Raw genomic sequence first — 25,273 nt, 5'->3', positions numbered from 1 at the left:
CGGCGCGGCCCCGCCCCCCCCCCCGCGCCCCCCCACCCCAACCGCCCCGGGCGCCCCCCCCCGCCGGCCCCGCCCGCTCTGCCCCCGCCCCCCCCCCCGGCGGCGCGGCCCGGACGGCTTCACCCAGGGCAGAACGCCACTCCCTTCCCCCGACGCCCCGGATCCCTAGGCTGGAGGGGTGAGCACTCATGCGCCGAACGAAGCCCGCGTCATCCCCCTGCGCCCGCACACCTCGTCGCCCGGTTCCGGCGGGGCGACCCGCGCCCCGCAGCGGCCGGCGGGAGCGCCACCGGCGCCGGCGCCCGCGCCGAGGGAACCCCTGTGGCGCGACCTCGTCGGCGATGCGATGCGCCGCGAACGGCTCGCCCAGGAAAGGACGTTGAAGGACGTGGCGGAGGCGGCCCGGATCTCGATCCCGTACCTGTCGGAGTTGGAACGCGGGCGCAAGGAGGCCTCCTCCGAGGTCCTCGCGGCCGCCGCGCGGGCCCTCGGACTCGGCCTCGCCGACCTGCTCTCGCTCGCCCAGGACGAGCTGACCCGACACACCCGGAGCCAGGCGGGCCGGAGCGGGGTGGGCCGCAGTCAGGTGGGCCGAAGCCGGTTGGACCGGGGCCGCACGTCGCCCACGGGGCAGTACGACGGGCTCTGCCTCGCCGCCTGACCTGATCGGGCCTGGCCTGACCCGGCCTGACCCGGCCGAAGGCCGGTACGACGGTGGTGCACCCCGCCGTACCGGCCACGGCCGCGCGGAGTCAGCCGAACGCGAGCCGTCGGCTCAGCACCTCGTCGGCGAGCCCGTAGGCGACGGCCTCCTCGGCGGTGAACACCTTGTCCCGGTCCATGTCCGCGCGCAGCGTCGCCACGTCGTGCCGCGTGTGCCGGGACAGCACCTCCTCCACCTGCGAGCGGGTGCGGACCATCTCCTTCGCCGCGAGGCTGAGGTCGGACACCGTCCCCTGCCGGCCACCGCTAGCCGGCTGGCCGAGCAGCACCCGCGCGTGCTGGAGCACGAACCGCCGCCCGTGGTCTCCGCCGGCCAGCAGCACCGCCGCCGTCGACACCGCCTGACCGACGCAGAACGTGGAGATCGGCGCCTGCACGAACGTCATCGTGTCGTAGATCGCCATCAGCGAAGTGAACGATCCACCGGGCGAGTTGAGGTAGATCGAGATCTCGCGTTCCGGGCTCTCCGACTCCAGGTGCAGGAGCTGCGCGATGACCACGTTGGCGACCCCGTCGTCGATCTCGGTGCCGAGGAAGATGATCCGCTCGTTCAGCAGCCGGCTGAAGACGTCGTAGGAGCGCTCGCCCTGCGCGGTCCGCTCGATCACGTAGGGAACCGTGTACGACCCCATGTCACAGCCCCATCCGTCGGCGCGACGCGGCCGGGCGGATGTCGGCGACCGACTCCACCACCCGGTCCACGATCCCGTACTCCCTGGCCTGCTCGGCCGTGAACCAGCGGTCCCGGTCGCCGTCGCGCGCGATCGTCTCCTCGCTCTGCCCGGTGTGCTCGGCGGTGATCCGCTCGATGGCCTTCTTGGTGAACTGGAGGTTCTCCGCCTGGATCTCGATGTCGGCGGCGGTGCCGCCGATGCCCGCCGAGGGCTGGTGCATCATGATCCGCGCGTTCGGCAGCGCGAGCCGCTTGCCGGGCGCCCCCACGGTGACCAGGAACTGGCCCATGCTGGCGGCGAACCCCATCACCAGCGTCGAGACGTCGTTCGGGATGAGCCGCATGGTGTCGTAGATGGCGAGCCCCGCGGTGACCGACCCGCCGGGGCTGTTGACGTAGAGGCCGATGTCGGTGCGCGGGTCCTCCGCCGACAGCAGGAGCAGCTGCGCGCACACCCGGTTGGCCGACACGTCGTCGACCTGGGTGCCGAGGAGGACGATCCGCTGGGCGAGCAGCTGCGCCGCGAGGTGGTCGTCGAAGCGGCTGGGCGGCGTGCCGCCCTCCTCCGCGCGGGGCGCGAACGTGGTGAGGGGAGTCATCCGGTCTCCTTGTCGAGGTGTCGAGGTGTCGAGGCGGGCTTGCCCTCGACTCCACTCTTGACCCCGGGAGACCTCCGGATGCGTTTTCTCTGCCCGCCGCAGATTCGCCACGGGCAGAGGCGACGGCCCGCACACGGCCGCGTCCCGCTCGGGGCCCTGCTCGGAGCCCAGCCGGAGCCGGGCCCCGAGCGGGGCGGAGGCGGGAGGGTCAGACCGGCAGGCCCTGCCAGCCGCCGAAGGTGGTGGGCGTCGTGCCCGCGCGGTAGTAGACGCGGCCGTCCGAACCGATCGCGAACACGTGGAGGACACCGCCGCCGTCGACGAGCGCGGCCGGGTAGTCGAGGACGGTGCCGCCGAGGTCCTGCCAGGTGCCGTAGCCGGAGTTCGGGGCGGTCTGGGCGGTGGTGCTCACGCCGCCGCCGCGGTTGCGCTCGAACAGGACGACCCGTCCGCCGGCGGTGGCCGCCGCCGGCTCGCCCACTCCTCCGTCTCCGCCGAGGGGGGCCGGGGACTGGCTCCACTCACCGCCGGGCCGGGTCTGGTAGCTGACGAGCATCGCCCCGGTGCCGGCCTCGCGGTAGGCGAGTTCGATGCGGCCGTCCTGGTCGAGCGCGGCCTTGGGCGGGCTGGCCGGCCGGGCGCCGGGGATCGGACCAGGGCCGCCGAAGGCGCCGTTCGGGGCGCCCTGCCGCCAGCCGAGGATTCCGGTGCGGGTGCTGGCGAACACCTCGATCGCCCCGACGCCGTTGCGGATCGCGGTGACCGGGTCCTGGAGGTCGGTGCCGCCCAGGTCCGTCCACGTGCCCGTCCACACCCCGCCCGGGGTGGTCTGCCGGATGCTGCTGAGGCCGCCCCCGCCGTTCTTGACGAACAGTTCCAGCCGCCCGTCCTGGGAGTTGGCCACCACGGGCACGCCGACCTGGTCCTCGTTGCCGAGCCCGGTGTTGGGGTTGCCGTGGTCGGCCCAGCTGTTCCACCACCAGCCGTTGGGCGTGCCCTGGGGCAGGGAGATGATGTGGTGATCGGTCAGGCGGCGGGCGAAGACCTCCAGCCGGCCGTCGGCGTTGGTGCCGACCGCGATGCCCGGCGCCAGTCGCCCGCCCGGGTCGGCCATCCGCACCGGAGCGCCCCAACTGCCGTCCCCCTGACGCCAGTACGTGTAGAGGGCGCCGGCCCGGACGACGAAGACCTGCGGTCGGCCGTCCTGGTTCAACCCGGCCCAGGAGGTGCCCCGCGACCAGCGGTAGTACATCCGGGAGTACCAGGCGTCGGAGTAGTTCCCCGAGTGGTCGTGGCTGGCGTACTCGGAGACGAACACGCCCTTGGCGCCGGTCGTCGCCGGGTCGAGGTTCACCGGGGAGTCGCTGATGTTGTAGTCCCGGTAGTTCACCTGGATCAGCGGGCCGCCGTACAGCAGGGCCGCCTGGCCGGCGAACTTCGCGGCGGAGACGTGGTCCGAGTGGTCGCCCGAGTAGCGGCTGTCCGGGAGTTCGTCCTGGGCCCGGAGCACGGTCGGCTGGTACGTCACCATGATCTGCCGCAGCACCTCGACGACGTCCGCCGCCGTGTAGGTCGACGGCCCGGACAGCGGGCTGCCGACCGGGACGACCGTGGTGTCGGTGCCGCCGGCCAGGACGGCGCCGAGCCCGGCGTCGTGCAGGTTGAGGAAGATCAGGTGCACCGGCCGGCCCTTGAGGACGTACCGCTCGACCTGCTTGCCCGCGACCGTCCACGCCTCGGCCGTCCAGTGCCCGACCTCGTCGGTCGCCGGGTCGGTGTCGCCGACCCCGGTCATCCGGGAGTAGGCGTTGACGGCGCCCATCTGGCGGTTCCAGGTGCGCAGCGGTTCGCCGGCGGTGTCCCAGCAGGACGTGGCGCACGGGTCGCCGGTCGCGTTGCCCGCGGTGACGAACACCGTGACGGACGGGGTGCCGTTGGCGAGCGCGTTGGACAGGTCCGGGTTCATGAACAGGATGTCGTCGTCCTCGTGCGCGACGACCTGTAGGAACAGCGGCCCGGAGGCGGCGGCCGCGGCCGCCCCCACGGCCGCAGCCGCGCGGGTCGCGGTCCCCTTGGCCAGGACGGGCGCGGCGAGGGCGGTGAGCGCGACGGAGGTGAGGAGTTGCCGTCGTCCGATTGCCATGTGATTCCCCCCAATTCGAGATCGGCATGTGATCACGCCAGGACGAGGTTAGCGCATTGTCGGACAGGCAATGCCGTGGGACGAATCGAGCAAATCGCCGGGGGGAAAAGTCAATTGACGCACAATCACGTCACTTCGTTCACTTCCTGCCCATCGGGCGCATTTCCGGAAGAGCCCGTTCCCGCACAGGTGGAATCGGACCAGCGGGCGATAAGACGACAAACTGAATCCAGCTCTGTGCGGCCGAGTAGGGGGAGGCCGGTCGCGTGATGTGACGGCGTGTCACCAAATCCACGCCGATCGACCTGCGCGACGATGAGCCCGCTTCGGCGCCCCACCTGCGGGGCCGCGCCCGGACGGCCCTTCAGGAGATGTGCGGCCGCCGGCTCGGAGCGGCAGTCCGACCACTCGCCGTAGGAGTTCCGTTGTATTTGGACCGCTGGTCATTGGACCGGGCCGGCATCACCGATCACACGTTGCGGGAATCGTACGAGTTCTGCCGGCGGATGCTGATCTCGGTGGACGGGCGGGCCTACTGGGCGGCGAGCTGCTGCGCGCCGCCGGCGGTGCGCCCGCACCTGTGGGCGGCTTACGCGTTCGGCCGGCACGCCGACCAGCTGGTGGACGGGGGTGACCGGCCGGGCCGGGCCGAAGAGTTCGAACGGTGGGCCGAACACCTCACCGCAGCTCTCGAAGGCGGTGGCGACGGTAATGCGGGAGATCCGATCACACGTGCGCTGACGCACACGGTGCACAGCCGTGGCATCCGCGTCGAGGACCTGATGGCCTACGTGGACGGCCTGCGGATGGACCTGTCCCCCGCCCACTACCCGACGTTCGCCGAACTCCGGCCCTATCTGCGGGCCGTGGGCGGCGCCCCGGCCCGGATCCTGCTCCGCGTCTTCGAGGATCCTTCACCCGCCGCCGAGCAGGCGATGACCCGGCTCGGGGAGGCCGCGCAGTTCACCGACATCGTGTGCGACATCGCCGAGGACCTGCGGATGGGCCGGCTGTACCTGCCGCTGGAGGACCTGGAGCGCTTCGGGCTCACCCACGACGACCTCGCCGCGGAGCGCAGCAGTGCCGCGGTGCGCGAGCTGCTGCGCTTCGAGGTCTCACGGGCACGAACGCTGTGGGAGGAGGGCCTCGACGTCCTCGACCTGGTGCACCCGGCCAGCCGTGCGGCCTTGCAGGCCGGAGCGGCGTTGCTGCGCGCACCGCTGGAGCGGGTCGAGCGTCGCGGCAGCCAGGCGGTGGGCGCCAAGGCCTGGACCGCGGCACCGCGCACCGCGGCGATCCCGGTGCGCAGCCTGCTGCACCCGCCGGTCGGCGCCGCAGTTGCGGTACGCCCGTGAGCGCCCACGAGGTCACACTCCCCGCCCAGCCCGCACCCACCCACCCCGTACCCACCCAACCGGCACCCGCGCCGCCGCAGGCGCCGGGCCCCCTGTCGCGTCCTCCCCTCCTGTACCGGCTGGGCGTGTGCTCGGCGCGCCGGCGGGGGCTGGTCTGCGGTGTCTGGCTGCTGGCGGTCGCCGCGTCGATCGGGCTGCTGCCGCACTTCCTGTACTCGCTGCGCGCCCCCGTCGTCCGCGTCGACGGATCGGAGTCGGTGCGGGCGGACGGGCTGGCCGCCAGGGGCTTTCCGCTGCTGGGGTCCGAGCAGCTCCTGCTGGTGTTCCACTCCGAGCAGCTCGATGCCACCGATCCCCGCTACGCCGACACGGTCGCGTGGACCGCGGCCGCGCTCCGGCACCAGCACGGCGTCCGGGCCGTGGCCGTGCTCCCGACCGCCGAGCAGGCGGCGGCCTCGCCCCCCGCGGACGATGTCGGCGCGCTGATGGCCGCCCTCTCGCGGCTGCGCCATGATCCTCACAACGCCTACGCGCTGGTCGGGCTCGGCGGTGACGAGAGCAGACGCCAGGAGCGGATCGGCGCCCAGCAGGCCCAGGTGGGGCGGGTGGCGCAGCACTTCAGCGACGGCGCGGTCAGCGCCGCCCTGGTCGGCAGGACGCCGGTCAACGACGACCTGCGCTCCGTCGAACTCGCCGATCTGCGCGATGTCGAGGGCGTCGCCGTGATCGTGGCCCTGGTGGTGCTGCTGCTGGGCCTGGGCACGGTGGGCGCGGCCCTGGTCCCGGTGGTGCTGGCCGGCGCCGCCATCGCGCTCACTTTCGGTCTGATCGCCGCGGTGGGGCTGATCGATCCGACGCTGCGTCCCGACACCCTGCTGGTGACCGTGGTGACGGTGGTGGGGCTCGGCATCGGCATCGACTACGCGCTGTTCGTCGTCGTCCGCTTCCAGGAGGAGATCGCCGCCGGCGCCCCACCGGAACAGGCCGCCGGCCGGGCGCTGGCCACCAGCGGCCGGACGGTCTGCTACTCCGGCGCGGTGGTGGCGGCCGCCGCGACGAGCATGCTGCTGCTGCCCTCCCGGGTCTTCCGCGACCTCACCGCCGGGACCTGCACGGTGACGGCCGTGGTCCTGGCCGCGACGCTGACCCTGCTGCCCGCCGGCCTCGCCGGGGCCGTCCGCTGGCTGGGGCGCGGCGCGCTGCCCGGCCGCCGTCCGGCCCGCCAGGACGTCGGCGATGCGGAGGGGCAGCCGTGGGCCCGCTGGGCGCGGCGCCTGATGCGGCGTCCGGTGCCCTACCTGCTGGTCGGCCTCGCCCTGCTCGGCGCTTCCGCGGCCCCGGCCCTGGGCCTGAGCCTGGGCGTCGACTTCGGACGCCACGCACTGGCCGGCACCCCCTCCGGCGCGGCTCTGGCGGTCCTGGAGAGCGACGCGCTCGCCGGAGCGGCGGGCCAGGTGACGGTGATGGTCCCGCATACCGCCGCCGGGCCCGCCCCCCAGCTGCCGGCGCTCCTGGATGCCTTGCGCGCGCAGCCGCAGGCGGCCGTCGTCCAGGCCGTCGACAACGGCCGCGACCTCACCATGGTGGTGGTCGTCCCGGCCGTCGCCCCGGACTCTCCGGCGGGCGTCGAACTGGTGCGTCGCATCAGGGAGTTGACCGAGCCGCTGCGCCAGTCGGGCACCCCGGTCGCGGTCGGCGGGTTCGGCGCGCTGCTGCTGGACATCACGCGGGAGGTGTCCGCGACGGTGTGGTGGGTGATCGGCTCCGTGCTGGCGCTGTCCCTGTGCTACCTGGTCTTCGTGTTCCGCAGCCTGCTGTTGCCGCTGAAGGCCGTGGCGATGAACCTCCTGGCCACCGGGGCGAGTTACGGCCTGACGGTGGCGGTGTTCCAGCACGGCTGGGCCCAGGGCGTGCTCGGGTTCACCTCGACGGGCCGCGTGCAGGCGTATCTGCCGGTGATCGTCTTCGCCGTCCTGTTCGGACTGTCCATGGACTACGAGGTGTTCCTGGTACGCCGGATCCGGGAGGAGTACCTGGCCACCGGTGACAACACCCGCGCCGTGGCACTGGGGCTGCAGCGCACCGCGCGCCCGATCACCACCGCCGCGCTGGTGATGGTGCTGCTCTTCGCCGGCCTGCTCGCCGACCGGGCGCTGGAGATCAAGGAGATCGGCTTCGCGCTCGCCGTGGCCGTCGCGCTCGACGCCACCGTGGTCCGCCTGCTGCTGGTGCCCACCGTCATGCGCCTGCTGGGGGAATGGAACTGGTGGCTTCCGGCTCCTCCGATTTGGTTCCGCACCCGCGCGTCGCGCGGGGATGACGGCGTATCCAAGCAGGGCCTGTAAGTGTGCGAACGATAATTGCCCCGCACTTCCTCGAACCAGGAGAAAGCATGCGCACCGGTCGATATGTACTGGCCCTCTCCGCAGCCGCCGTGGCGATCACCGTGGCCGGCCTGACCGCGCCGCCCGGCACCTTCGACTCCCACGCCTCGGCGCAGGCCCGCGCCGCGGCTGCCGCCGCCGAGCAGGACCTCGCACTGTCCAACGGCCAGGCAGACGTCGAGCTCACCGGTCGCGCGCGCCTGACGCTGGACCAGGCCGGCATCCAGGAGAACCAGAAGGGCGGGGACACCACGGGGCTCGTCGACGACGAGACCCACTGCTCCGGCGCCGGCGGCACCGCGAACCTGATGCCCGACGGCGCCCTCACCGGCACCGTCAGCTGCCAGGACGACGTCGTCTTCACCCCCACCGACGAGGCCGGCGCGGACAACGGGACCAGCGGCCAGCAGGTGGAGGTGACCCAGATGACCGAGAACCTGGCCACCGGCGAGGTCGACGTGACGCTCGACGGCCAGAAGGTCCCCCTGCTCACCTGCCCCGACCGCTCCTCCGACGTCACCGTCAGCGGCTCGAGCGCGACGACCGACGACGTGGGATGCGACGTCACGCCCGGCGCCGCCGACACCTTCAACAAGAAGTTCGGGGTGAGCGTCTTCGAGCCGGGCGACGAGATCGCCCACGGCACCGGCAGCGCCACCGCGAAGACCACCACCAAGTGATCCGCACTCCCGACCCGGAAAGGCCTCCCCCATGACCGACCAGAGCACGGCCGACGACTCCCCCCGCCACACCGCTCCCGGCCACGACTGCGCCGCGCCACTCTGATCACCGCCGCCTTCACCGCCGCGGCCGTGGTCGCAGCCCTGACCTGGGGACGGCAGACCTCCGCCCAGGCGGCGGACGTCCCCATCGCCTACACCTACGACATCGACAACAGCCTCATCTACAAGTTCAACACCAAGGACCGCACCCTGGTCGGCGACCCGATCAGCACCGCCAAGTACGGCAGGGACATCGCCGTGACCAGGGACGGCAAGTACGCCGTGGTGTTCCTCCCGGTGGACCGCACGGTCGTCCGCTACGACGTGAAGACCGGCAAGCAGGCCGGGGACCCGCTCAAGGTCGGCAAGGTCAGGGGGATGGTGATCAGTTCCGACGACAGCACCCTCTACGCCGCCGGCTTCAGCAACCAGATCACCCGGATCGACCTCAACGCCTGGACGGTGGGCACCCCGATCGGTGGGCTGGCCAGTACCGGGGACATGCGGCTGGCCATCAGCCCGGACGGCAACCGGCTCTACCTGACCTACACGTTCCGCCACCTGATCGAGGCCTTCGACACCAAGACCGGCGCCAAGGTCACGCAGCCCGTCGACCTCAAGGACGAACTCGGCCGACCGGTGGTCACTCCGGACGGCAAGTACCTCTACGTCCCCATGACCCGCGCGGGCACGGTGCTGGTCCTCGACGCCGCGACCGACCAGCCCGTCGGCAAGCCCATCAGCGCCTGCGACGGCCCCGCCTACATCACCCTGAACACCGACGGCAGCCGCGGCTACGTCTCCTGCTCCTCAGGAGACGCCATCGCCATCGTCGACACCCAGAAGGCCGCCCGGATCGGCGACCCCATCAAGGTCACCCGCGACCCGCTCGGCTCCGCACTCACCCCCGACGGCAAACAACTGTGGATCGCCCACGGCTTCGGCCACGCCGTCAGCGTCGTGGACACCACCACCAACACGATCGACGGCGCCCCGATCGACTTCCCCAAGAGCCGTGCCATGGTGGGCATCAGCATCCGCTGAGCCCACACGCACACGCGCGCAGTCGGGAGCGGTGGCCGCCCGGGCGACGAGATCGCCCCCGGCCGGGGGCGGGCGGCTTCCCCCGGCCGATCGATCTCCCCGAGCTCCCGGCGGCACCCTCGGCGGTCAGCCGAGCGAGTCCACCAGTTCGGCGATCGCCGTCAACGGCTGGTGGGCCGCGAGTTCGGCGGCCAGGTCGGCGGCGTTGGCGCGGTAGGCCGGGTCGGCCAGGACCTGGTCGACGGCCTCGCGCAGCTCCGGCTCGCCCGGGCGCCCGGTGCGCAGGTCGACGCCGACACCGCGCCAGGCCACCCGGGCGGCCACCTCGGGCTTGTCCTCGCTGCCGCCCGCGACCACCAGCGGCACCCCGAAGGCCAGCGCGGTGTGGACACCGCCGTAGCCGCCGTTGCTGATCAACACGTCGGCATGCGGCAGGAGCCGGTCGAACGGCAGGTAGCCGGCGGCCCGCACGTTGTCCGGCAGGCCGCCGAGCGCCTGCGCCAGCAGCTCGGGCCCGTCCGGGCGGACCGTGGCCGCGACCACCAGCAGGTCGGGGCGGTCGGCCAGCGCCCGCACCGCGGGGACCAGCAGCTCGGTCAGGTCGTCATTGGCCAGGGTGCCCTGGGTGACCACCACGACCGATCGGTCGGACGTCAACTCCGGCCACCACTGCGGCAGTTCAGCCTCGACCCGGCTCTGCGGAGCCAGCGCGCCGATGTAGCGCAGCGAGGCCGGCGCGTCACTGCGCGGGTACTCGAACCCCGGGACGGTCAGCTGCAGGTAGTGGTCGGGCCCGGTGACGGCGGCGTTCGCCCGGGGCCCCGGCGGCAGTTCGGCCCCGACTCCGGCGAAGACCTCGGCCGCGTACTGCCGCAGCGGCTCGCCGCGCAGTGCCGCCTCGGCGTTCAACTCCCGGTTGCGGGCCAGCCCTTCCGGTCCCGCCTGGGGCGCCAGCGCAAGCCCGAAGGGCGCGGTGTCGACACTCTGCAGCATCGGCGGGGACACCCCGATGCCCACCACGGCCGGCCGCTCGTCGCGCGGATGGGCCAGCGCCAGAGCCACCGCGCCGTGGAAGAAGCAGTCACCGAGCACGACCGTGGCCGGGAACTCCGCCAGCAGCGCGCGCAGCGCCCGGTACTGCGCGGGCACCGGGTCGATGAAGATGTTCCGGGCGTCGAAGGCCAACCGCTGCGGCCCGGGCGGCAGTTCGGACCGACCCGGGAAGGAGTCGTTGATCCGGCGGTCGTCGAAATCCGCCTCCGGCGGCAGGGCGACGAAGCGCGCCCCGGTCTCCTCGGCGGCCCCGGCGAACCGCGCCCCGCCGAGGAAGACCACCTCGTGCCCGCGCGCCACCAGGTCGGCGGTGATCGCCAGCATCGGCGCGGTGTGCCCGTGCGCGGGCATGGCGGCAGTGATGATCCTGGACATGTGAAACCCCCCATAGTTGTTCCTCGGCCGGTCCGTGCGCACCCCGTGGTCCTCCCCGTGCACCCGGCCCACAGCGCAGGCTAGCCCACCACGCCGCGTCCACCCGACACCGACACCGGCGGCGGGGCGGCGGGGCCAGGCGGGACGGGCGAGGCCGCCCGTCCCGCTGGATCGTCAGGTCGTCAGGAGACCACGTCGGCCGGGCAGAGCCGCTGGGTGCCCGGGCGTCCGCGCACGGTGGCGTCCACGCAGCCGCCCGGCAGGCCGTCGTGGACCGTGCTGCCGAAGTTGGCGGTGACGGTCAGCGTGCCGTCGCCGAAGACGGTCCGCTGCACCAGGTGGTCGCCGGTCAGCCAACGGAAGGAGGTCAGCTGCCGGGTGCCGGCCGCCTGGTGCAGCGGCGCGAAGTACTGCTGCAGGGCGGCCAGTTCCCGCTGGTTCTGCCCGTCGCGCGGGTCCTTGTCGCTGAGCACGAAGTTGAGCGGGGTGTTGTCGAGCATCGCCAGCAGCGCACGCGTGGTCTTCTGCTCCGGCAGTTTGCCGAAGGGCAGTTCCCAGCGTTCGACGTTGACCAGCGACCCGTGCAGCGCCGTCTCGTACAGCGGCACCCGGTACCGCGGGTCGTACATCGCCTTCAGGGCGGCGGCCACCCTGGCCTGGTGCTCGGGCTTGAAGTCCGTGGTCCGCACCGGCTTGAAGAAGGTGGCGGCGGCCTGTTCCGGAGCGTAGCCGCCCCAGGCGCCGTCGTCCTTGGGGTCCTGCGGCCCGTTGTCGAAGTGCCCGGACTCCATCGCCCACAGCCGCCCGTCCACCGGGGTGCCCGAGCCGTGGTCGAAGGCCAGCACCTGGTTGGCCCAGGAGCCTGCGGACTCCGAGCCCAGGACCAGCGGGGCGGGCCGGCCCGTGGACGCGTCGTACGAGCCGTCCGTCAGGCGCCGCATCCGGGCGAGCCGGTTGGCACGGTCCTCGTCCATGGTCATCGCGTGGCCGGGGTCGAAGTCCCGGAAGAGCTCACCCGCCGCGTCCACGTCGAGGAAGTAGCTGTCGGCCCCGTTGGCGACCAGCGAGCGGGTGCGGTCCGCCAGGTAGTGCTGCTGCGGCTCGGCCTGCTCGAACGCCTGCGAGCTGAGGTAGCAGCCCTTCTTGTGGAAGCCGGGTTGCGGCGTCCCGTCGGCCCTGAGGACGCAGAACCGGGGGTAGACGTCGTCCGGCCAGACGGAGTTGGGGGACGAGTCGTCCGTCTTCTGCTGGCCGTTGGCGAAGGAGTCGTACGGCCCGACCAGGTAGCCGGCGGCCTCGGCGGCCTTGACGTCCTCGCCCGTCATCGGGGAGTCGTCGGAGTCGTAGCCGAGCCAGAGCCGGGAGACGCCCAGTTCCTTGAGCCGGTCGAGGTAGGCGGGCCGGCGGGCGCCGCCCCAGGCGTAGGCGTGGAAGGCGCCGAGCAGCTTCGCGGTCTGCGGGTTCTGCTTGATCTTCTCGCTCAGGCTGCCCAACTGCCCGTGCTCCGAGAGCCAGTTGCGGTAGTCCACGGCCGGGGCCACCGGGGAGCCGTCGGTGAGGGAGAAGGCCACGGTGTACGTGCCGGTGCCGTTCCCGGCGGCGAACCCGTGCTCGGCCGTGGCCCGCAGCCGGCCGTCCTGGGAGGCGAACGTCAGCGACGTGCCGATGTCGGTGGGGACGATGTAGCTGACGCCGGCCCGGCCGGCGCGGAGCGTGTAGCCCCACATCGGCATGGACAGCTGCGAGCTCAGCTCCTGCTCCTCGCCGACCAGCGCCCCGTCGGAGGAGTTCCAGAACGGGTCGTCGACGGGAAGGGACAGCCCCTCGCCGCGCGGGAGTTGGACCTCGGCGGCGGCCGGATCGGCGGCGGTCACCGGCCACCGCACCGAGGTGTCGCCGCCGGTCCCGGTGAGGGTGACCAGCAACCGGCCGTGATCGGCGCGGACTTCGGCCCGCAGGCCCTTCTCCGGATACGACCAGGCCGCGCCGCTCGCCGTCCTGACCGGGTCGCTCGCCCTGCCCAGCCCCTGGTCGGCCGGAGCGGACAGCAGGACCACCCGCCCGTCCTCGGTCCGGGCCTCGGCCCGCAGCGTGGCCGCGTCGACGGTGGCGGTGCCGCCGCGTACCGGCACGTCGACGCGCCCGTCATGGACCCGCACCCGCATCTGCGAGGCGGAGCTGGCGCTGGCGCTCGCCACGGTTCCGGACACCAGCGCGGTGGCCACGGCGAGGACGAGAACGGCGCGCGGAACGTGCCGGCGGGCGGGGCCCGCAAGGGATGGCGTAGATGACGTATGAGTACCGGTGTGCATGACACAGTGATACGGAGGACTCCTAAGAAGTCCTTAAGAACCGACCATTGACCACTGGTCACGGTGACGGCACCCCGGCGCGGCCATGGCCTGGGCGTGGGACGAGGGACGCCGTCAACGCCTCCGCAGATCGAGCGAGACGACGGTCAGCCGACGCAGTTCCTCCGGAGCGTCCGGGTGCCGCCCGTCGGTGATCTCCGAAAGGGTGCCGAACGAACCGGGGTAGACCATGACAGAAAGTCCTTCCTGGACAAGGCACGCGAATATTGCCGACTCCTCCAGAAAGTACTGTGCGGACATTTCGACCCGCCTCTCCAGGTCGGCCTCGGCAACTCGGCCGGCATACCTGGCGTGAAAGCGCCGCCCGAACGCATCCACGGACTCCCGGAATTTTCGGTCGGCCCGGTGGTAGTCGGTGAGGCTTCGATGGTGCTTCGCGTAGGAATTCCACTGCTGCACTTCGGAGCAGCGCAGGAACGTGAATTCGGTCTGCTCGCGTTCGGCCGCGAACAGGGCCCGGGTGTCGGCGATGAAGCGGTCGCCCAGGGCCAGCGCCCGGGAGAGCGCCTCGTCCTCCGGCAGGCCCCGGGTGGACGCCAGGGTGATCCGGTGGATGCTGTCCCCGACCAGCACCGTGCAACGGGGGAACCGCCTGGCTGTCCAGCGGAGCATCGCAGCGAGTTTGTCCGGAACGAAATTGCCGTTCTCCAGGCTGACGCCGAGGAAGCACTGCCCCTGATCCGCCAGTCCGGTCCGCCGGGCCGGAGGGGAGACCGAGTCGACACTCGCCTTGTAGGAGGTTTTCGGTCGATTCTCGGAAATTCCTGATATGCCGACAGGAGTCTGTTCGTAAGGAGGCATGCGAAAACCCCTCCGGACTGTCGAACGAGTGAGCGACTGATCGGTGCGGGGTCGACGTTAGATTTCGCCTGACCGACCGTCAAATTACTTCAACTCACCTACGGCTCAGGGGCAGTGAGGCATGGGCACGCCAGGGCCCCTGACCTTGGCAGACAGCCGATGACAACAGGGGGCGGCCGTCACGGGGACCCGGCGACCCGTCAGCGCGCGGCTCGTCCGAGGCCGTCGAGGATGAGGTCCAGTCCGAAGGTGAACTCGTCGCCGTAGGCGTATCCGGGGCGCATGACGTGGGCGGTCGCGATCTCGGCCAGGTACGGGTACTCGCCTGCGCCGAAGCCGCTCACGATGGCGTCCGCCAGTTCGGCGGTCTCCTCCGGGGAGTCGAAGGGCAGGGTCTTCTCCTGCAAGGCGAACCCGTAGATGTAGCTGTCGAGCACCGAGACGGCGTGGGCGGTCAGGGCGAGGGAGAACCCGGCGCGACGCAGGCAGCCGAGGACGGCGTCGTGGTGGCGCAGGGTGGCCGGGCCCGGAGTCGACCGTGACTCCATCAGCCCGATCGCCCAGCGGTGGCGGGACAACACGAGGCGCAGGGAGATCGCCCGCTGCCGCATCGCCTGTCGCCAGTCGTCGCCGGGCACGGGCGGTTCGACCTCGCCGAAGACCAGGTCGACCATGCCGTCGAGCAGGTCCTCCTTGTTGGCCACGTGGTTGTAGAGGGACATCGCCTCGACTCCGACGGCCTCGCCGAGCTTGCGCATGCTGAGCGTCTCCAAGCCCTTGGCGTCGGCCAGTTCGACGGCGGCCCGGAGCACCCGCTGGCGGGTGAGGGTCGCGCGGGTCGGCGGCGGCGTCGACTGCGGGGTCGGGGTCGGCTTCGGGTCGGTACGTCGGGGCACGGTGGACGGTCGCTTCCTCTGGTGGCCTGCCATCGTTGCGAGCTTACGCCGTAAGTGCTGTACTTACAGCGTAAGTGAGCGCCAGCAGAGACCGGGAGCAGCGACGATGCGGGACATGCGCGAGCCGACCGCGACCACCAGCGGGAGCAGCAGCGAGGCCAGGACGATGGTGGCCGTCGTCCAGGAGCGCTACGGCGCCCAGCCGGAAGCCGTGCTGCGCACGGCGCGCCTCCCCCGGCCCGGCCCCGGACCCGGCGAGGTACTGGTCCGGGTGCGCGCCTCCAGCATCGACCGGGGCACCTGGCACCTGATGGCCGGACTGCCGTACGCGGTCCGGCCCGTGAGCGGGTTACGCAGGCCGAAGCTCCCCAATCCCGGCCGCAACCTGGCCGGCGTCGTCGAGGCGGTCGGCCCCGGCGTGACGGGGTTCGCCCCCGGCGACGAGGTGTACGGGACGGCGTCCGCCGCGTTCGCCGAATACGCCGTCGCCCGCTCCGACAGGATCGCCCCCAAGCCGGCCGCGCTCACCTTCGAGCAAGCGGCGACGGTACCCGTCAGCGCGCTCACCGCACTCCAGGCGGTACGCGACAAGGGCGAGGTCCAGCCGGGCCGACACGTCCTGATCACGGGAGCCGCCGGCGGCGTGGGCACCTTCGCCGTCCAACTCGCCCACGCCCTCGGCGCCCTGGTCACGGCCGTCGCGAGCACCCCCAAGCTCGACGCCGTACGGGCCCTGGGCGCCGACCACGTGATCGACTACACCCGCGAGGACTTCCTCGCCGGCCCGCGACGCTACGACACCGTCATCGACATCGCGGGCAACCGCAGCCTGCGCGACCTGCGCCGCGCCCTCACTCCCCGGGGCAGGCTGGTCATCACCGGCGGCGAGACGAACGGCCGCTGGCTCGGCGGCACCGACCGGCAGCTCCGCGCGCAGCTCCTGTCCCCGTTCACCGGCCAGCACCTGGGCACCTTCATCGCCTCCGAACACGCCGACGGGCTCCGCGACCTGACCACACTCATCGACGCGGGCACCCTCAACCCCGTCGTGGCCCGCGTCTACCCCCTCACCGAGACCGCCGCAGCCGTCCGCCACCTCCTCGACGCCCGCGCCACCGGCAAGGTGGCACTCACCCTGCCCGCCGAATGACCAATTCCTGGGCGCTGACCGACAGTTCACGGTTTCGGCGAAATGCTCAGACGGTCCTCAAATCCGACCGGAAGGTCTTGCCCCACTGCGCTGGATGAGTGACGGTATGTACCGGCTTCGTTTACAGAACGCAACCTGAGTCGCCCGGATGGCGGCGTGTCGTGGGGGAGATCAGCGTGGCCGAAGACGCCGACTACATCATTTCGCCACCGACGGGCCCGGGCGGTGATGGCCCGGCAGGCGCTGGGGCGGCCCATCCTGCTGGGCCGCCGCCGGCATCCGGCGCGACGCCGTCGCCGTCGCCGCAGTCACAGCCGCAGCCTCAGTCGCCGCCGGTTCCGCAGCACGCGCCGACGGCAGGCCTGGGCAGGCCCCGGCTCGCTCGGGTACCGCGCCACTGGCAGCTGATCGTGGCCGCGGTCGTGCCCTGCCTCGTCCTGGCCGGCGTCGGGTGGTGGTTCTGGCCGCAGCAGCCGACGAACCTGCCGCCGCACGTGGCCGCGGGTACGGTCCAAGCGGACCTCGTGAGCCCTGACATCGTCAGTCGGCTGGCCGGGACGACGCTGGTCGCCGGCCCGCAGTCGAACCGTCCGCACGCCCCGCTCGCCGTGTCGCCGTCGGAGTGCGCCGTCGCGGCGGGACCGACGACCCAGTCGGTCTACGGACAGGCGTGGACCGCGTTCCTGTCGGCGACCTACCAGGACGCAGGGGCCACGGGCGCCTACACCGTGAACCAGGTCATCGGCGTGTTCCCGGACAGCGAGAAGACCGGCGCGGCCTTCCAGGCGCTCACCGACGGCCTCACCAAGTGCCCGTCCTCGACGGTCACCGACCAGGCAGGTCGTACCGCGAAGTGGGCCTACACGGCCCACCCTCCCACCGAGGTCGCCGTGGCGTGGACGGCGGCGCAGGACGGCGCACAGGACGGCGGCGCGCAGTGGGCCTGCCACCACCAGGCGCGGGTGAAGGGCACGAGTCTGGTCCAGGTCGCCGTCTGCCAGGCGGGCGACGGCCAGCCGACCACCGCGAAGCTCGCCGACGAGCTCACCGGGAAGGTGAGCGGATGACCGCGTCCCCGTACGGGCCGGCCGCCCGCCGCCGGCGAACCGTACGGACGACCGTGCGGACGACCGTGCGGACGGCCATACGGACGACCGTACGGACCACCGCACGGCGCGTCGTTCTCCTGGTGCTGGCGGCCGTGCTGGTGCCGGTCGTCGGCGCGGGAGCGCCCGCGTTCGCGGCCACCGGCACTGCGGCCGTCGCGGCCCAGTCGGGCGGCGTCGCTCTCCTGGTCCCGTCCGGGGACGTCGCGGCCGCCTCGGCGGACCTCATCCGGGAGATCGAGGACTTCAACCGGCAGGAAGCGGAGATCGCGCAACAGGGCAAGGCCGTGGTCGCCGAGGCGGAGCAGATCACCAAGGATGCCGCCGCCCTGCGCAACGACACTGCGGCGTTCGAGGCCAAGGCCACTGCCGCAAAGCAGAAGGCCGGCAGCTTCGGGACGCGCGCGGCGGCCCTGGCCTCCAGGATCGACGCCCACAACAACAAGCCGCACACCTTCCAACTGCCCGCGCAGGCCGCCGCGTCCAGCGCGTACGACGCCGAGGCGAGCGAGCTGAGGAGCGAACAGGCGCAGCTCCAGGCCGAGAAGGGCAGTCTGGAGAGCGAGCAGTCCCAGCTCGGGCAGGAGGAGTCCAAGCTCGGTTCCAGGCAGTCCCAGCTCAGCGCCGCCGCCAAGGCCCAGGAGGCGAAGGCCAAGGAGCTCCAGGCCAAGGAGCAGCAGCTCCAGCCCCGGGCGCAGCAGTTGCTCCAGCAGATGGCCCAGGCCACCCAGAGCCTCGCCGACAATCCACCGGACCCGGCGGCGGCGATGGACCAGGGCGGTGACGCGGCCGCCCCTCCGCAGCACCGCGCTCAAGCCCCGTCCCAAAGGCAGAACCAGAGCGAGAACCAGGGTCAGAGCCAGTCCCAGAGCCGGAGGCGGGGGGTCGACACCGTCGACACCTCCGACGCCGCCGGCACCGCCGACAGCCCGTACCAGCAGCCCCGGACCTCCGCCCTGAAGGCCTACGCGAAACAGGCCGGCACCACCGTCGACATGCGCCCGGGCACGGCGTACCTGCTGCCCGAGGCCGTCGGGCAGCTTCCCGCCGCACAGGCGGCGCAGCTCGGCAGCCCGTCCATCGCCTACGACGGGCTGGTCCGCAAGCCCGACGGGAACTACACGGCCCTCCAGGTCCAGATGCCGGGGGCCGCCGCGGCCCCCGCCCTGGAGGTCTTCAAGACCGCCATGAACCGCCGCGGCAAGCTCGTCGCGTACAAGGCCGGCGTGAAGCTCGTCATCGACGAGATCAAGACCGTCCAACCCGCGCCGGAGCCCCCGGACACCGGCCCCGGGAGCCCGTCGCCCTCCCCTTCCGGCAAGGCCGCCTGCCTGACCCAACCCCGGGGCAGGCCGAGCGGCAGCGGATGGATCCTCAACACCGAGCAGTCCGTGCCCAGTCGCAACCGGACCGCGGGCCCGAGCCCCTCCGGCACCCGGGCCCCCGCGCCGGCCACCAGGGCCGGCAAGGCGGAGGCCTGCCTGACGAACCCCCTGGTCAAGGGGGACGAGGCCGCCGGCGACATCACGGGCTGGGAGGACGCGAACGCGCAGTCCCCCGGCGGTGGCCTCGCCCGCTGCCACCTGATCGCCAACGTCCTCGGGGGGAGGGGCAGTCACAAGGAGGACTGGATCAACCTCGTCCCGTGCTACCAGCTCGGGCTGAACATCAAGGGGATCAGCATGAGGATGTTCGAGGCCAGGGTCCAGAAGGAGGTGAACGCGCTGTCCGCGGACGGGAACGCCGCCGTGTACTACGTGGTGACGCCCCTCTACCGGGACGACAGCAGCACCATCCCGTGGGGCGCGAGCATGAGCGCCACGGTCCAGCTGCCCGACGGCACGTCACTGCCCGTCTTCAACGAGCAGACCCTTCTGAACATCCCCGAGAACGGCGGGCCCGGTCTGGGGAACTGAGACCGGGCAACTGGGGACCGAGGAACCGGAACCGGTACGGCTGGGAGGCCGGCATGACCCGCACCACCCCGCCGAGGCCGGACGACATCGTGGCGGCCTTCCCACAACTGGCCCCGCTGGCCCGGACGGCGACCCGGCTGCACCCGCGGCCCGGATCGCCGTCCCCGCGGGAGAGCTCGGTCGGAGGTCCACTGCTGTGGCCCGCCGCCGAGCCGTGGCCGCACTGCGAGGGCACGCACCGGGTGCCGGCCGTGCTGCCGGCGACCTCCCCGGCGGATGTCCGGCTGTTGCGCGAGATCCGGGCGGCCGCCCGGAGCCGGCCAGCGGGTGCCCGCTCCTACACCCCGCAGGAGCGCGCCGTGCTGGATCGGGCCGGCGCCGGCCGCCCGTGCCCGCAGGGGCCGGTCGCGATGCTGGCCGTGGCCCAGCTGTACGTCCGCGAGGTGCCCGACCTGCGTCCGCCCGAAGGTGCGGACCTGCTCCAGGTTCTGTGGTGTCCCTTCGACCATCCCTTCGACCACCCATTCGAGCACCCTTTCGACTACTCCTGGGAGAGCATGCCGAGGACCGAGCTGTTCTGGCGATCCGCCACCGCGGTCGGCGAGGTCCTCACCGCGCCTCCGCAGCCGCCCGCGATCCAGTACGAGGACTACCTGCCGCAGCCGTGCCTGGTCTCCCCCGAGCAGGTCACCGAGTACCCGCTGGCGGCGGAGCTCGACCCGGACCTGCGCGCGCAGGTCCGGGCGTGGAGCGCGCGGCGGAAGACCGGCGCGGAGCCGGGCAGTGCCTACGACGGGGCGGAGGACAGGTACTACGACTGGGAGCTGTCCGTCGCCCCCGGTTGGAAGGCTGGCGGCTGGGCGCCCTGGAGCTTCACCGACCCCGCTCCGCAGTACTGCCGCGCCTGTGGCTGCCGGATGGACCCGATGCTGACCATCGCCACGAAGGAGCACCGCGCGGACGTCCACAGCTGGATCCCGTACGAGGACCGGGCCGCCACGAACCGGGACGCCACGACCTGGGCCGCCGCGAACCGGGACGCCGTCCACCCCGACCCTGCGGCACCGACCATGATCACCGTCGGCGACGGGTACAACCAGCAGATCTACGCGTGCCCGGCCGCCCCGGACCACCCGCACGCCGCACTGCTGCAGTAGCCGACCGGAGCCGCCGCGCTGCGCCCGGGCCGACGCCCCGCGACCCGAACGGAGCATGCCGCGCCCGGAAACTCGGCCGCCCCGCCGCGGGCGACGGGCGGCGGGAAGCGGCCGCGCCGGTGCGTGGACGTCGAGCGGCTGGTGGGGCGGTCGCGGACGCGGATCGGCAGAATCGAGGTGTGGGGGCGGCCCCGGCTGCGCCGCAGGCGGCTACGTGAGAGGACCATGCCATGCCCGACTTCCACCCGAAGCACGATCATCTGATCGTCAAGCCGATCGGGGTTTCGGCCCCGCAGGACCCGGAGACGTGGACGGGCGAGGTGGTGGCGGTGGGGCCCGGCCGGCAGCTGGGGAGCGGCAAGCCGCACCCGGTGGACGTCAAGGTCGGCGAGAAGATCCTCTTCAACAGGCTCTCCGGATCGGAGATCCGGGTGGAGGGCGAGGAGTACGTCGAGCTTCCCGAGGACGAGATCCTCGCGCTCTCCGCTGAGTAGTCCCGACAGCCCCAAGCACCCGAGCACCTGTGCCCCCGAGACCCCCTTGGAGATTCCCGCCATGACCGAGCAGGCACCGGCCCGGATCGGCGTCACCGGATTGGCCGTGATGGGCCGCAACCTGGCCAGGAACTTCGCCCGCCACGGCTACCGGGTGGCCGTGCACAACCGCACGCTGGCGCGGACCACGGCGCTGCTGGAGGAGTTCGGGCACGAGGGTGAGTTCGTGGCCGCCGAGACCACGGAGAAGTTCGTCGCGGCCCTGGAACGCCCCCGCCTGATCGTGATCATGGTCAAGGCCGGGGCGCCGACCGACGCGGTCATCGACGAGCTGGTACCGCTGCTCGACGAGGGCGACGTGGTGGTGGACGGCGGGAACGCGCACTTCCTCGACACCAGGAGGCGGGAGGCGGCCCTGCGCGGACGCGGCCTGCACTTCGTGGGCAGCGGCATCTCCGGCGGTGAGCAGGGCGCCCTGGAGGGGCCGAGCATCATGCCCGGCGGCACCCCGGAGGCCTACCGGGTCCTGGGACCGCTGCTGGAGGACATCGCGGCCAAGGTCGACGGCAAGCCCTGCTGCACCCACGTCGGACCGGACGGCGCCGGCCACTTCGTCAAGATGGTCCACAACGGCATCGAGTACGCCGACATGCAGCTCATCGCCGAGGCGTACGACCTGCTGCGGCACGGAGCCGGACTGCAACCCGACGCGATCGCCGAGGTCTTCCGGGCGTGGAACGGCGGGCGCCTGGAGTCCTACCTGATCGAGATCACCGCCGAGATCCTCGCCCACACCGATGCGGCGACCGGGAAGCCCTTCGTCGACATCGTGCTGGACCAGGCCGAGCAGAAGGGCACCGGCCGCTGGACCGTCCAGAGCGCGCTGGAGCTCGGCGTGCCCGTCAGCGGGATCGCCGAGGCGGTCTTCGCCCGGGCGCTGTCCGGCAGCGTGCCGCTCCGGCAGGCCGGCCGGGGGCTGCCCGGCCCCACCGAGACCTGGCTCGACAGCGCGGCATCGGACCGGTTCGCCGACGACGTCGAGCAGGCGCTGTACGCCTCCAAGATGGTGGCCTACGCCCAGGGCTTCAACCAGATCCAGGCCGGCAGCGCGGAGTACTCCTGGCAGATCGACCCCGGCGAGATGGCCGCGATCTGGCGCGGCGGCTGCATCATCAGGGCCCGGTTCCTGGACCGGATCAGGGACGCGTACGAGGCCGACCGGGAGCGCCCCACCCTGCTGACCGACGCGCACTTCCGGGAGGCGCTCGGCTCCGCGCAGTCGGCCTGGCGACGGGTCGTCTCGGCGGCGGTCGAACTCGGGGTGCCCGCCCCCGGCTTCGCGACCGCGCTCGCCTACTACGACGGCCTGCGGGCGGGGCGCCTCCCGGCCGCACTGGTGCAGGGCCAGCGGGACTTCTTCGGCGCGCACACCTACCGCCGCGTCGACCGGGACGGGACCTTCCACACCCGCTGGGAGCTCGAGGGCCGCCCGGAGGAGCAGCGCTGAGACACCCGGGACACCTGGGACACCGAAGACACCCGCAACCGCCGTGCGGGAGCGACATACGGACAGACCGGCGCCACAGAAGGTGATTCCGCGGTCACCACGGGTAGGAGCGTGGCGCAAACCCCTACCTCCAGGAGACCCGCATGGCCCAGCAGGCCGACCTCATCCTCCACGGCGGCGAGATCGTCACCGTCGCCGAGAGCGCCGAAAGCGCCGAAAGCTCCGAGAGCGCCGAAAGTGACGCCCGGCCCCCCGAGGCCGTGGCCGTCAAGGACGGCACGATCGTCTTCGTCGGCCCCCGGCAGGAGGCGCTGGACCAGTGGAGCGGCCCGCACACCGTCGTACGGGACCTTGAGGGCCGCGCCCTGCTGCCCGGGTTCGTCGACGCGCACGGGCACCTCGGCGGCATCGGCCTCCAGGCCACCATCGCCAACCTGCTGGCCGCACCGGACGGCGACGTCACCGGGCTCGACTCGCTGAAGGACAAGCTGCGCGCCTGGGCCGGGAGCACGGTGGGCGCGGACTCCGAGTGGATCGTCGGGTTCGGCTACGACGACGCGATGCTCGCCGAGGGCCGCCACCCCACCCGCGAGGACCTCGACGAGGTGTCCAGGGACCGCCCGGTGCTCGCCATCCACCAGTCCTTCCACCTCGGCGCGGTGAACAGCCTCGGCCTGAAACGGCTCCGCTACTCGGCCGCCACGCCCGACCCCGAGGGCGGCGTGATCCGGCGGCGCGAACTCGCCGTCCCGCCCGCGCACGGCGAGCCCGACGGGGTCCTGGAGGAGAAGGCGTTCACCCCGGCCTCGGACCTGGCGCTCGCGGGGCTGCCCGAACGGGCACTGCTGATGCTGTTCATCACCGGCGCGGCCACGGCGGCGAGCTTCGGCTTCACCACCGTCCAGGAGGGCGGCACCACCCTCGACAACCTCAAGGCGCTGCGGGACACGGCCGCCGCCGTGCCGTTCGCGGTCGACGTGGTCGCGTACGTGAAGGCCGGCGAGGCGATGTCCTCCGCGCTGGACGACCCGATCGGGGTGAGCGACGAGTACGTGGACGGCGTCCGCGCGGCCGGGGTGAAGCTGGTGCTGGACGGCTCGCCGCAGGGCCGCACGGCGTGGCTCACCGCGCCGTACCTGACGCCGCCGGCCGGGAAGCCCGAGGACTACTGCGGGTACCCGGCGGAGCCGGACGGCACGGTGGTGGACAAGCAGGTCAGCACGGCGGTCGAGCGGGGCTGGCAGGTCCTGGCGCACGTCAACGGCGACGCGGCGATCGACCAGTTCCTCCGGGCGGTCGAGGCGGCCGGGCCGGGCCGGCGCCCGACCGTGGCCATCCACGCGCAGACCGCCCGCGAGGACCAGGTCGAGGCGTTCGCCCGGCTGGGGATCGTGCCGTCCTTCTTCTCCATGCACACCTACTACTGGGGCGACTGGTACCGCGGGACCGTCTTCGGCGAGCAGCGGGCGGCCACCATCTCCCCCGCCCGCTGGGCGCTCGACCGCGGCCTGCGCTACACCTCGCACCACGACGCGCCGGTGGCGCTGCCCGACTCGATCGCCGTGCTGTCCAGCCAGGTGACCCGGCGCACCCGAACCGACGGGGTCGTCCTCGGGCCGGAGCAGCGGGTGTCGGCCCTGGAGGCGGTCCGCGCGATCACCCTCGACGCCGCCCACCAGTACGGCGAGCAGGACCGCAAGGGCAGCATCGAGGTCGGCAAGCTCGCGGACCTGGTGATCCTCAGCGCCAATCCGCTGACGGTCGACCCGGAGGCGATCCGCGACATCGAGGTCGTCGAGACGATCAAGGCGGGAACGACCATCCACCCGCCGGCACCCGCCGCCCGGGCCTCCGCGATCCCGGCCACCGCGCCCACCCCGCAGTGGGGCTGCTGCTGAGCGTCCGGGGCCGGGCCGGGAAGCTCCGAGGTCCCCGGCAGGGTCAGGCTTTGGCGTCGCGGTGGCGGCACCGTACCGAAGCGGCCCAGCGGGGGCTGGGAGCGCCCGCTTACCGCACCACGAGTCGGTGCCGGCGCTGTCGAAGGCGGTGAGCGGGCGGGCGGGCGAGCGGGAAGCTGCCGGTGGATCTGCCGATCGGCGGCGCGCCGCGGACCTAACGTTCGGTGCGGCGCCGGACGCAGCGGGACGGGCGCCACAGGAAACCCTCCCGCTACTTCGTCAACTCCGCTTTCCCCGGAAGGACTTCAAGCCCACCCATGTCCAGACTCCGCTCCCGGGTCGCCGCCCTGGCCGCCCTCGCCACGATCGGGTTCGGCGCCCTCACCACGGGTACCGCCGACGCCGCCCAGGCCGCCGCCCCCACCGCGGCTCCGGCCGCCGTGACCGCCGCGCTGTCCGAGCCCACCCACATCCCGATGAACAGCCTGCTGAACCGCAACCAGGCCTGGTACTCGCCGAACGGCCACATCATGCTGGCCATGCAGGGCGACGGCAACGTCGTCCTGTACCGCGACACCACCCCGATCTGGGTCGCCAAGGGCGCCATCCCCAACGGCAACATCCTGGTCATGCAGGGCGACGGCAACCTCGTCGTGTACTCCGCCGCCAACACCCCGCTGTGGGCCAGCAACACCGGCGGCAACCCCGGCGCCGAACTGGCCGTCTACAACGAGGGTGCGATCGCCGTCCAGCTGAACGGCAAGATCCTGTGGACCAGCGCCCCGGGGACGCCGACCCTGCCCAAGTGCCCGCCGTGGGGCCCGCCCTACCCCGGCCAGATCACCTGGCCGTGGTGCCCGACCTGGCCCTTCCCGAGCTGACCCCCACCCCGGACGGTCACGCGA

Annotated in this window: 20 protein-coding genes; 13 read left to right on the top strand and 7 right to left on the bottom strand. The window is 72.6% G+C overall.

Annotation, left to right across the window (positions count from 1 at the left end):
* Positions 1-178: 178 nt before the first annotated feature.
* Positions 179-661 (top strand): helix-turn-helix domain-containing protein, encoded by a 483-nt coding sequence (locus tag ACFVHI_RS33800; protein ID WP_380345674.1) that lies wholly within the window; start codon positions 179-181, stop codon positions 659-661.
* Between the two features lie 91 nt (positions 662-752).
* On the opposite strand, the gene ACFVHI_RS33795 is transcribed toward ACFVHI_RS33800, so the two are convergent.
* The 3 genes from ACFVHI_RS33795 to ACFVHI_RS33785 all read right to left on the bottom strand — a co-directional run bounded on the left by ACFVHI_RS33795 (position 753) and on the right by ACFVHI_RS33785 (position 4,138).
* A complete protein-coding gene (locus tag ACFVHI_RS33795; protein ID WP_380345672.1) occupies positions 753-1,355 on the bottom strand; it encodes a ClpP family protease in 603 nt (200 codons plus the stop codon).
* Position 1,356: 1 nt separating this feature from the next.
* Entirely contained in the window at positions 1,357-1,995 is a 639-nt protein-coding gene (locus ACFVHI_RS33790; protein ID WP_380345670.1) for an ATP-dependent Clp protease proteolytic subunit, read from the bottom strand.
* 208 nt (positions 1,996-2,203) lie between these two features.
* Entirely contained in the window at positions 2,204-4,138 is a 1,935-nt protein-coding gene (locus ACFVHI_RS33785) for a PIG-L family deacetylase (RefSeq protein ID WP_380345668.1), read from the bottom strand.
* Positions 4,139-4,614: 476 nt separating this feature from the next.
* Between ACFVHI_RS33785 and ACFVHI_RS33780 the strand changes: the two genes are divergently transcribed.
* From ACFVHI_RS33780 to ACFVHI_RS33765, 4 genes are all read left to right on the top strand, one after another.
* Positions 4,615-5,493, top strand: a complete 879-nt coding sequence (locus ACFVHI_RS33780) for a phytoene/squalene synthase family protein (protein ID WP_380345666.1) — start codon at positions 4,615-4,617, stop codon at positions 5,491-5,493.
* Positions 5,490-7,838 carry an MMPL family transporter gene (locus ACFVHI_RS33775; protein ID WP_380345664.1) on the top strand — a complete coding sequence of 783 codons (2,349 nt, stop codon included), beginning with the start codon at positions 5,490-5,492 and terminating at the stop codon, positions 7,836-7,838. The genes ACFVHI_RS33780 and ACFVHI_RS33775 overlap by 4 nt, the downstream gene beginning before the upstream one ends.
* Positions 7,839-7,885: 47 nt before the next feature.
* Positions 7,886-8,557, top strand: coding sequence for a hypothetical protein (locus ACFVHI_RS33770; RefSeq protein ID WP_380345662.1), 672 nt, complete (start codon positions 7,886-7,888; stop codon positions 8,555-8,557).
* Between the two features lie 132 nt (positions 8,558-8,689).
* Positions 8,690-9,643: a YncE family protein gene (locus tag ACFVHI_RS33765; RefSeq protein WP_380345660.1), complete on the top strand. Its 954-nt coding sequence runs from the start codon at positions 8,690-8,692 to the stop codon at positions 9,641-9,643.
* Between the two features lie 126 nt (positions 9,644-9,769).
* On the opposite strand, the gene ACFVHI_RS33760 is transcribed toward ACFVHI_RS33765, so the two are convergent.
* From ACFVHI_RS33760 to ACFVHI_RS33745, 4 genes are all read right to left on the bottom strand, one after another.
* Positions 9,770-11,071: a glycosyltransferase gene (locus ACFVHI_RS33760; RefSeq protein ID WP_380345658.1), complete on the bottom strand. Its 1,302-nt coding sequence runs from the start codon at positions 11,069-11,071 to the stop codon at positions 9,770-9,772.
* 182 nt (positions 11,072-11,253) lie between these two features.
* Positions 11,254-13,296 (bottom strand): glycoside hydrolase, encoded by a 2,043-nt coding sequence (locus tag ACFVHI_RS33755; RefSeq protein ID WP_380345656.1) that lies wholly within the window; start codon positions 13,294-13,296, stop codon positions 11,254-11,256.
* Between the two features lie 201 nt (positions 13,297-13,497).
* Positions 13,498-14,244 (bottom strand): tRNA-dependent cyclodipeptide synthase, encoded by a 747-nt coding sequence (locus tag ACFVHI_RS33750; RefSeq protein ID WP_380345654.1) that lies wholly within the window; start codon positions 14,242-14,244, stop codon positions 13,498-13,500.
* A 200-nt stretch (positions 14,245-14,444) separates the two neighbouring features.
* The gene (locus ACFVHI_RS33745; RefSeq protein WP_380345652.1) at positions 14,445-15,140 is read right to left on the bottom strand and encodes a TetR/AcrR family transcriptional regulator; all 696 of its coding nucleotides are present in this window, start codon (positions 15,138-15,140) and stop codon (positions 14,445-14,447) included.
* A 115-nt stretch (positions 15,141-15,255) separates the two neighbouring features.
* Between ACFVHI_RS33745 and ACFVHI_RS33740 the strand changes: the two genes are divergently transcribed.
* The 8 genes from ACFVHI_RS33740 to ACFVHI_RS33705 all read left to right on the top strand — a co-directional run bounded on the left by ACFVHI_RS33740 (position 15,256) and on the right by ACFVHI_RS33705 (position 25,249).
* The gene (locus ACFVHI_RS33740; protein WP_380345651.1) at positions 15,256-16,290 is read left to right on the top strand and encodes an NAD(P)-dependent alcohol dehydrogenase; all 1,035 of its coding nucleotides are present in this window, start codon (positions 15,256-15,258) and stop codon (positions 16,288-16,290) included.
* Between the two features lie 422 nt (positions 16,291-16,712).
* Positions 16,713-17,357, top strand: coding sequence for a sensor domain-containing protein (locus ACFVHI_RS33735; RefSeq protein ID WP_380345649.1), 645 nt, complete (start codon positions 16,713-16,715; stop codon positions 17,355-17,357).
* Positions 17,354-19,312, top strand: a complete 1,959-nt coding sequence (locus tag ACFVHI_RS33730; protein WP_380345647.1) for a DNA/RNA non-specific endonuclease — start codon at positions 17,354-17,356, stop codon at positions 19,310-19,312. Before ACFVHI_RS33735 ends, ACFVHI_RS33730 begins: the two co-directional genes overlap by 4 nt.
* A gap of 53 nt (positions 19,313-19,365) precedes the next feature.
* Entirely contained in the window at positions 19,366-20,469 is a 1,104-nt protein-coding gene (locus tag ACFVHI_RS33725) for a hypothetical protein (protein ID WP_380345645.1), read from the top strand.
* A gap of 230 nt (positions 20,470-20,699) precedes the next feature.
* Entirely contained in the window at positions 20,700-20,963 is a 264-nt protein-coding gene (locus ACFVHI_RS33720) for a hypothetical protein (protein ID WP_063352590.1), read from the top strand.
* Between the two features lie 61 nt (positions 20,964-21,024).
* On the top strand, positions 21,025-22,470 hold the full coding sequence (gene gndA, locus ACFVHI_RS33715; protein ID WP_063352589.1) for an NADP-dependent phosphogluconate dehydrogenase: 1,446 nt from the start codon (positions 21,025-21,027) through the stop codon (positions 22,468-22,470).
* A gap of 143 nt (positions 22,471-22,613) precedes the next feature.
* Positions 22,614-24,368, top strand: a complete 1,755-nt coding sequence (locus ACFVHI_RS33710) for an amidohydrolase (RefSeq protein ID WP_079136568.1) — start codon at positions 22,614-22,616, stop codon at positions 24,366-24,368.
* A 317-nt stretch (positions 24,369-24,685) separates the two neighbouring features.
* Positions 24,686-25,249, top strand: coding sequence for a hypothetical protein (locus ACFVHI_RS33705; RefSeq protein WP_063352588.1), 564 nt, complete (start codon positions 24,686-24,688; stop codon positions 25,247-25,249).
* Positions 25,250-25,273: the final 24 nt, after the last annotated feature.

The sequence above is a fragment of the Kitasatospora sp. NPDC127121 genome (genome assembly GCF_042677305.1).
In the GTDB taxonomy this organism is placed as follows: Bacteria; Actinomycetota; Actinomycetes; order Streptomycetales; family Streptomycetaceae; genus Kitasatospora.
Note: the sequence above shows the minus strand (reverse complement) of the source record. Positions and strands in the feature narration are given on the sequence as shown.

Bases quoted from the DNA above. Each gene is read 5' to 3' on its own strand.
- ACFVHI_RS33795 (WP_380345672.1), bottom strand. From the start codon at position 1,355: ATGGGGTCGTACACGGTTCCCTACGTGATCGAGCGGACCGCGCAGGGC.
- ACFVHI_RS33790 (WP_380345670.1), bottom strand. From the start codon at position 1,995: ATGACTCCCCTCACCACGTTCGCGCCCCGCGCGGAGGAGGGCGGCACG.
- ACFVHI_RS33785 (WP_380345668.1), bottom strand. From the start codon at position 4,138: ATGGCAATCGGACGACGGCAACTCCTCACCTCCGTCGCGCTCACCGCC.
- ACFVHI_RS33770 (WP_380345662.1), top strand. From the start codon at position 7,886: ATGCGCACCGGTCGATATGTACTGGCCCTCTCCGCAGCCGCCGTGGCG.
- ACFVHI_RS33760 (WP_380345658.1), bottom strand. From the start codon at position 11,071: ATGTCCAGGATCATCACTGCCGCCATGCCCGCGCACGGGCACACCGCG.
- ACFVHI_RS33750 (WP_380345654.1), bottom strand. From the start codon at position 14,244: ATGCCTCCTTACGAACAGACTCCTGTCGGCATATCAGGAATTTCCGAG.
- ACFVHI_RS33740 (WP_380345651.1), top strand. From the start codon at position 15,256: ATGCGCGAGCCGACCGCGACCACCAGCGGGAGCAGCAGCGAGGCCAGG.
- ACFVHI_RS33730 (WP_380345647.1), top strand. From the start codon at position 17,354: ATGACCGCGTCCCCGTACGGGCCGGCCGCCCGCCGCCGGCGAACCGTA.
- ACFVHI_RS33725 (WP_380345645.1), top strand. From the start codon at position 19,366: ATGACCCGCACCACCCCGCCGAGGCCGGACGACATCGTGGCGGCCTTC.
- ACFVHI_RS33720 (WP_063352590.1), top strand. From the start codon at position 20,700: ATGCCCGACTTCCACCCGAAGCACGATCATCTGATCGTCAAGCCGATC.
- gndA (WP_063352589.1), top strand. From the start codon at position 21,025: ATGACCGAGCAGGCACCGGCCCGGATCGGCGTCACCGGATTGGCCGTG.
- ACFVHI_RS33710 (WP_079136568.1), top strand. From the start codon at position 22,614: ATGGCCCAGCAGGCCGACCTCATCCTCCACGGCGGCGAGATCGTCACC.
- ACFVHI_RS33705 (WP_063352588.1), top strand. From the start codon at position 24,686: ATGTCCAGACTCCGCTCCCGGGTCGCCGCCCTGGCCGCCCTCGCCACG.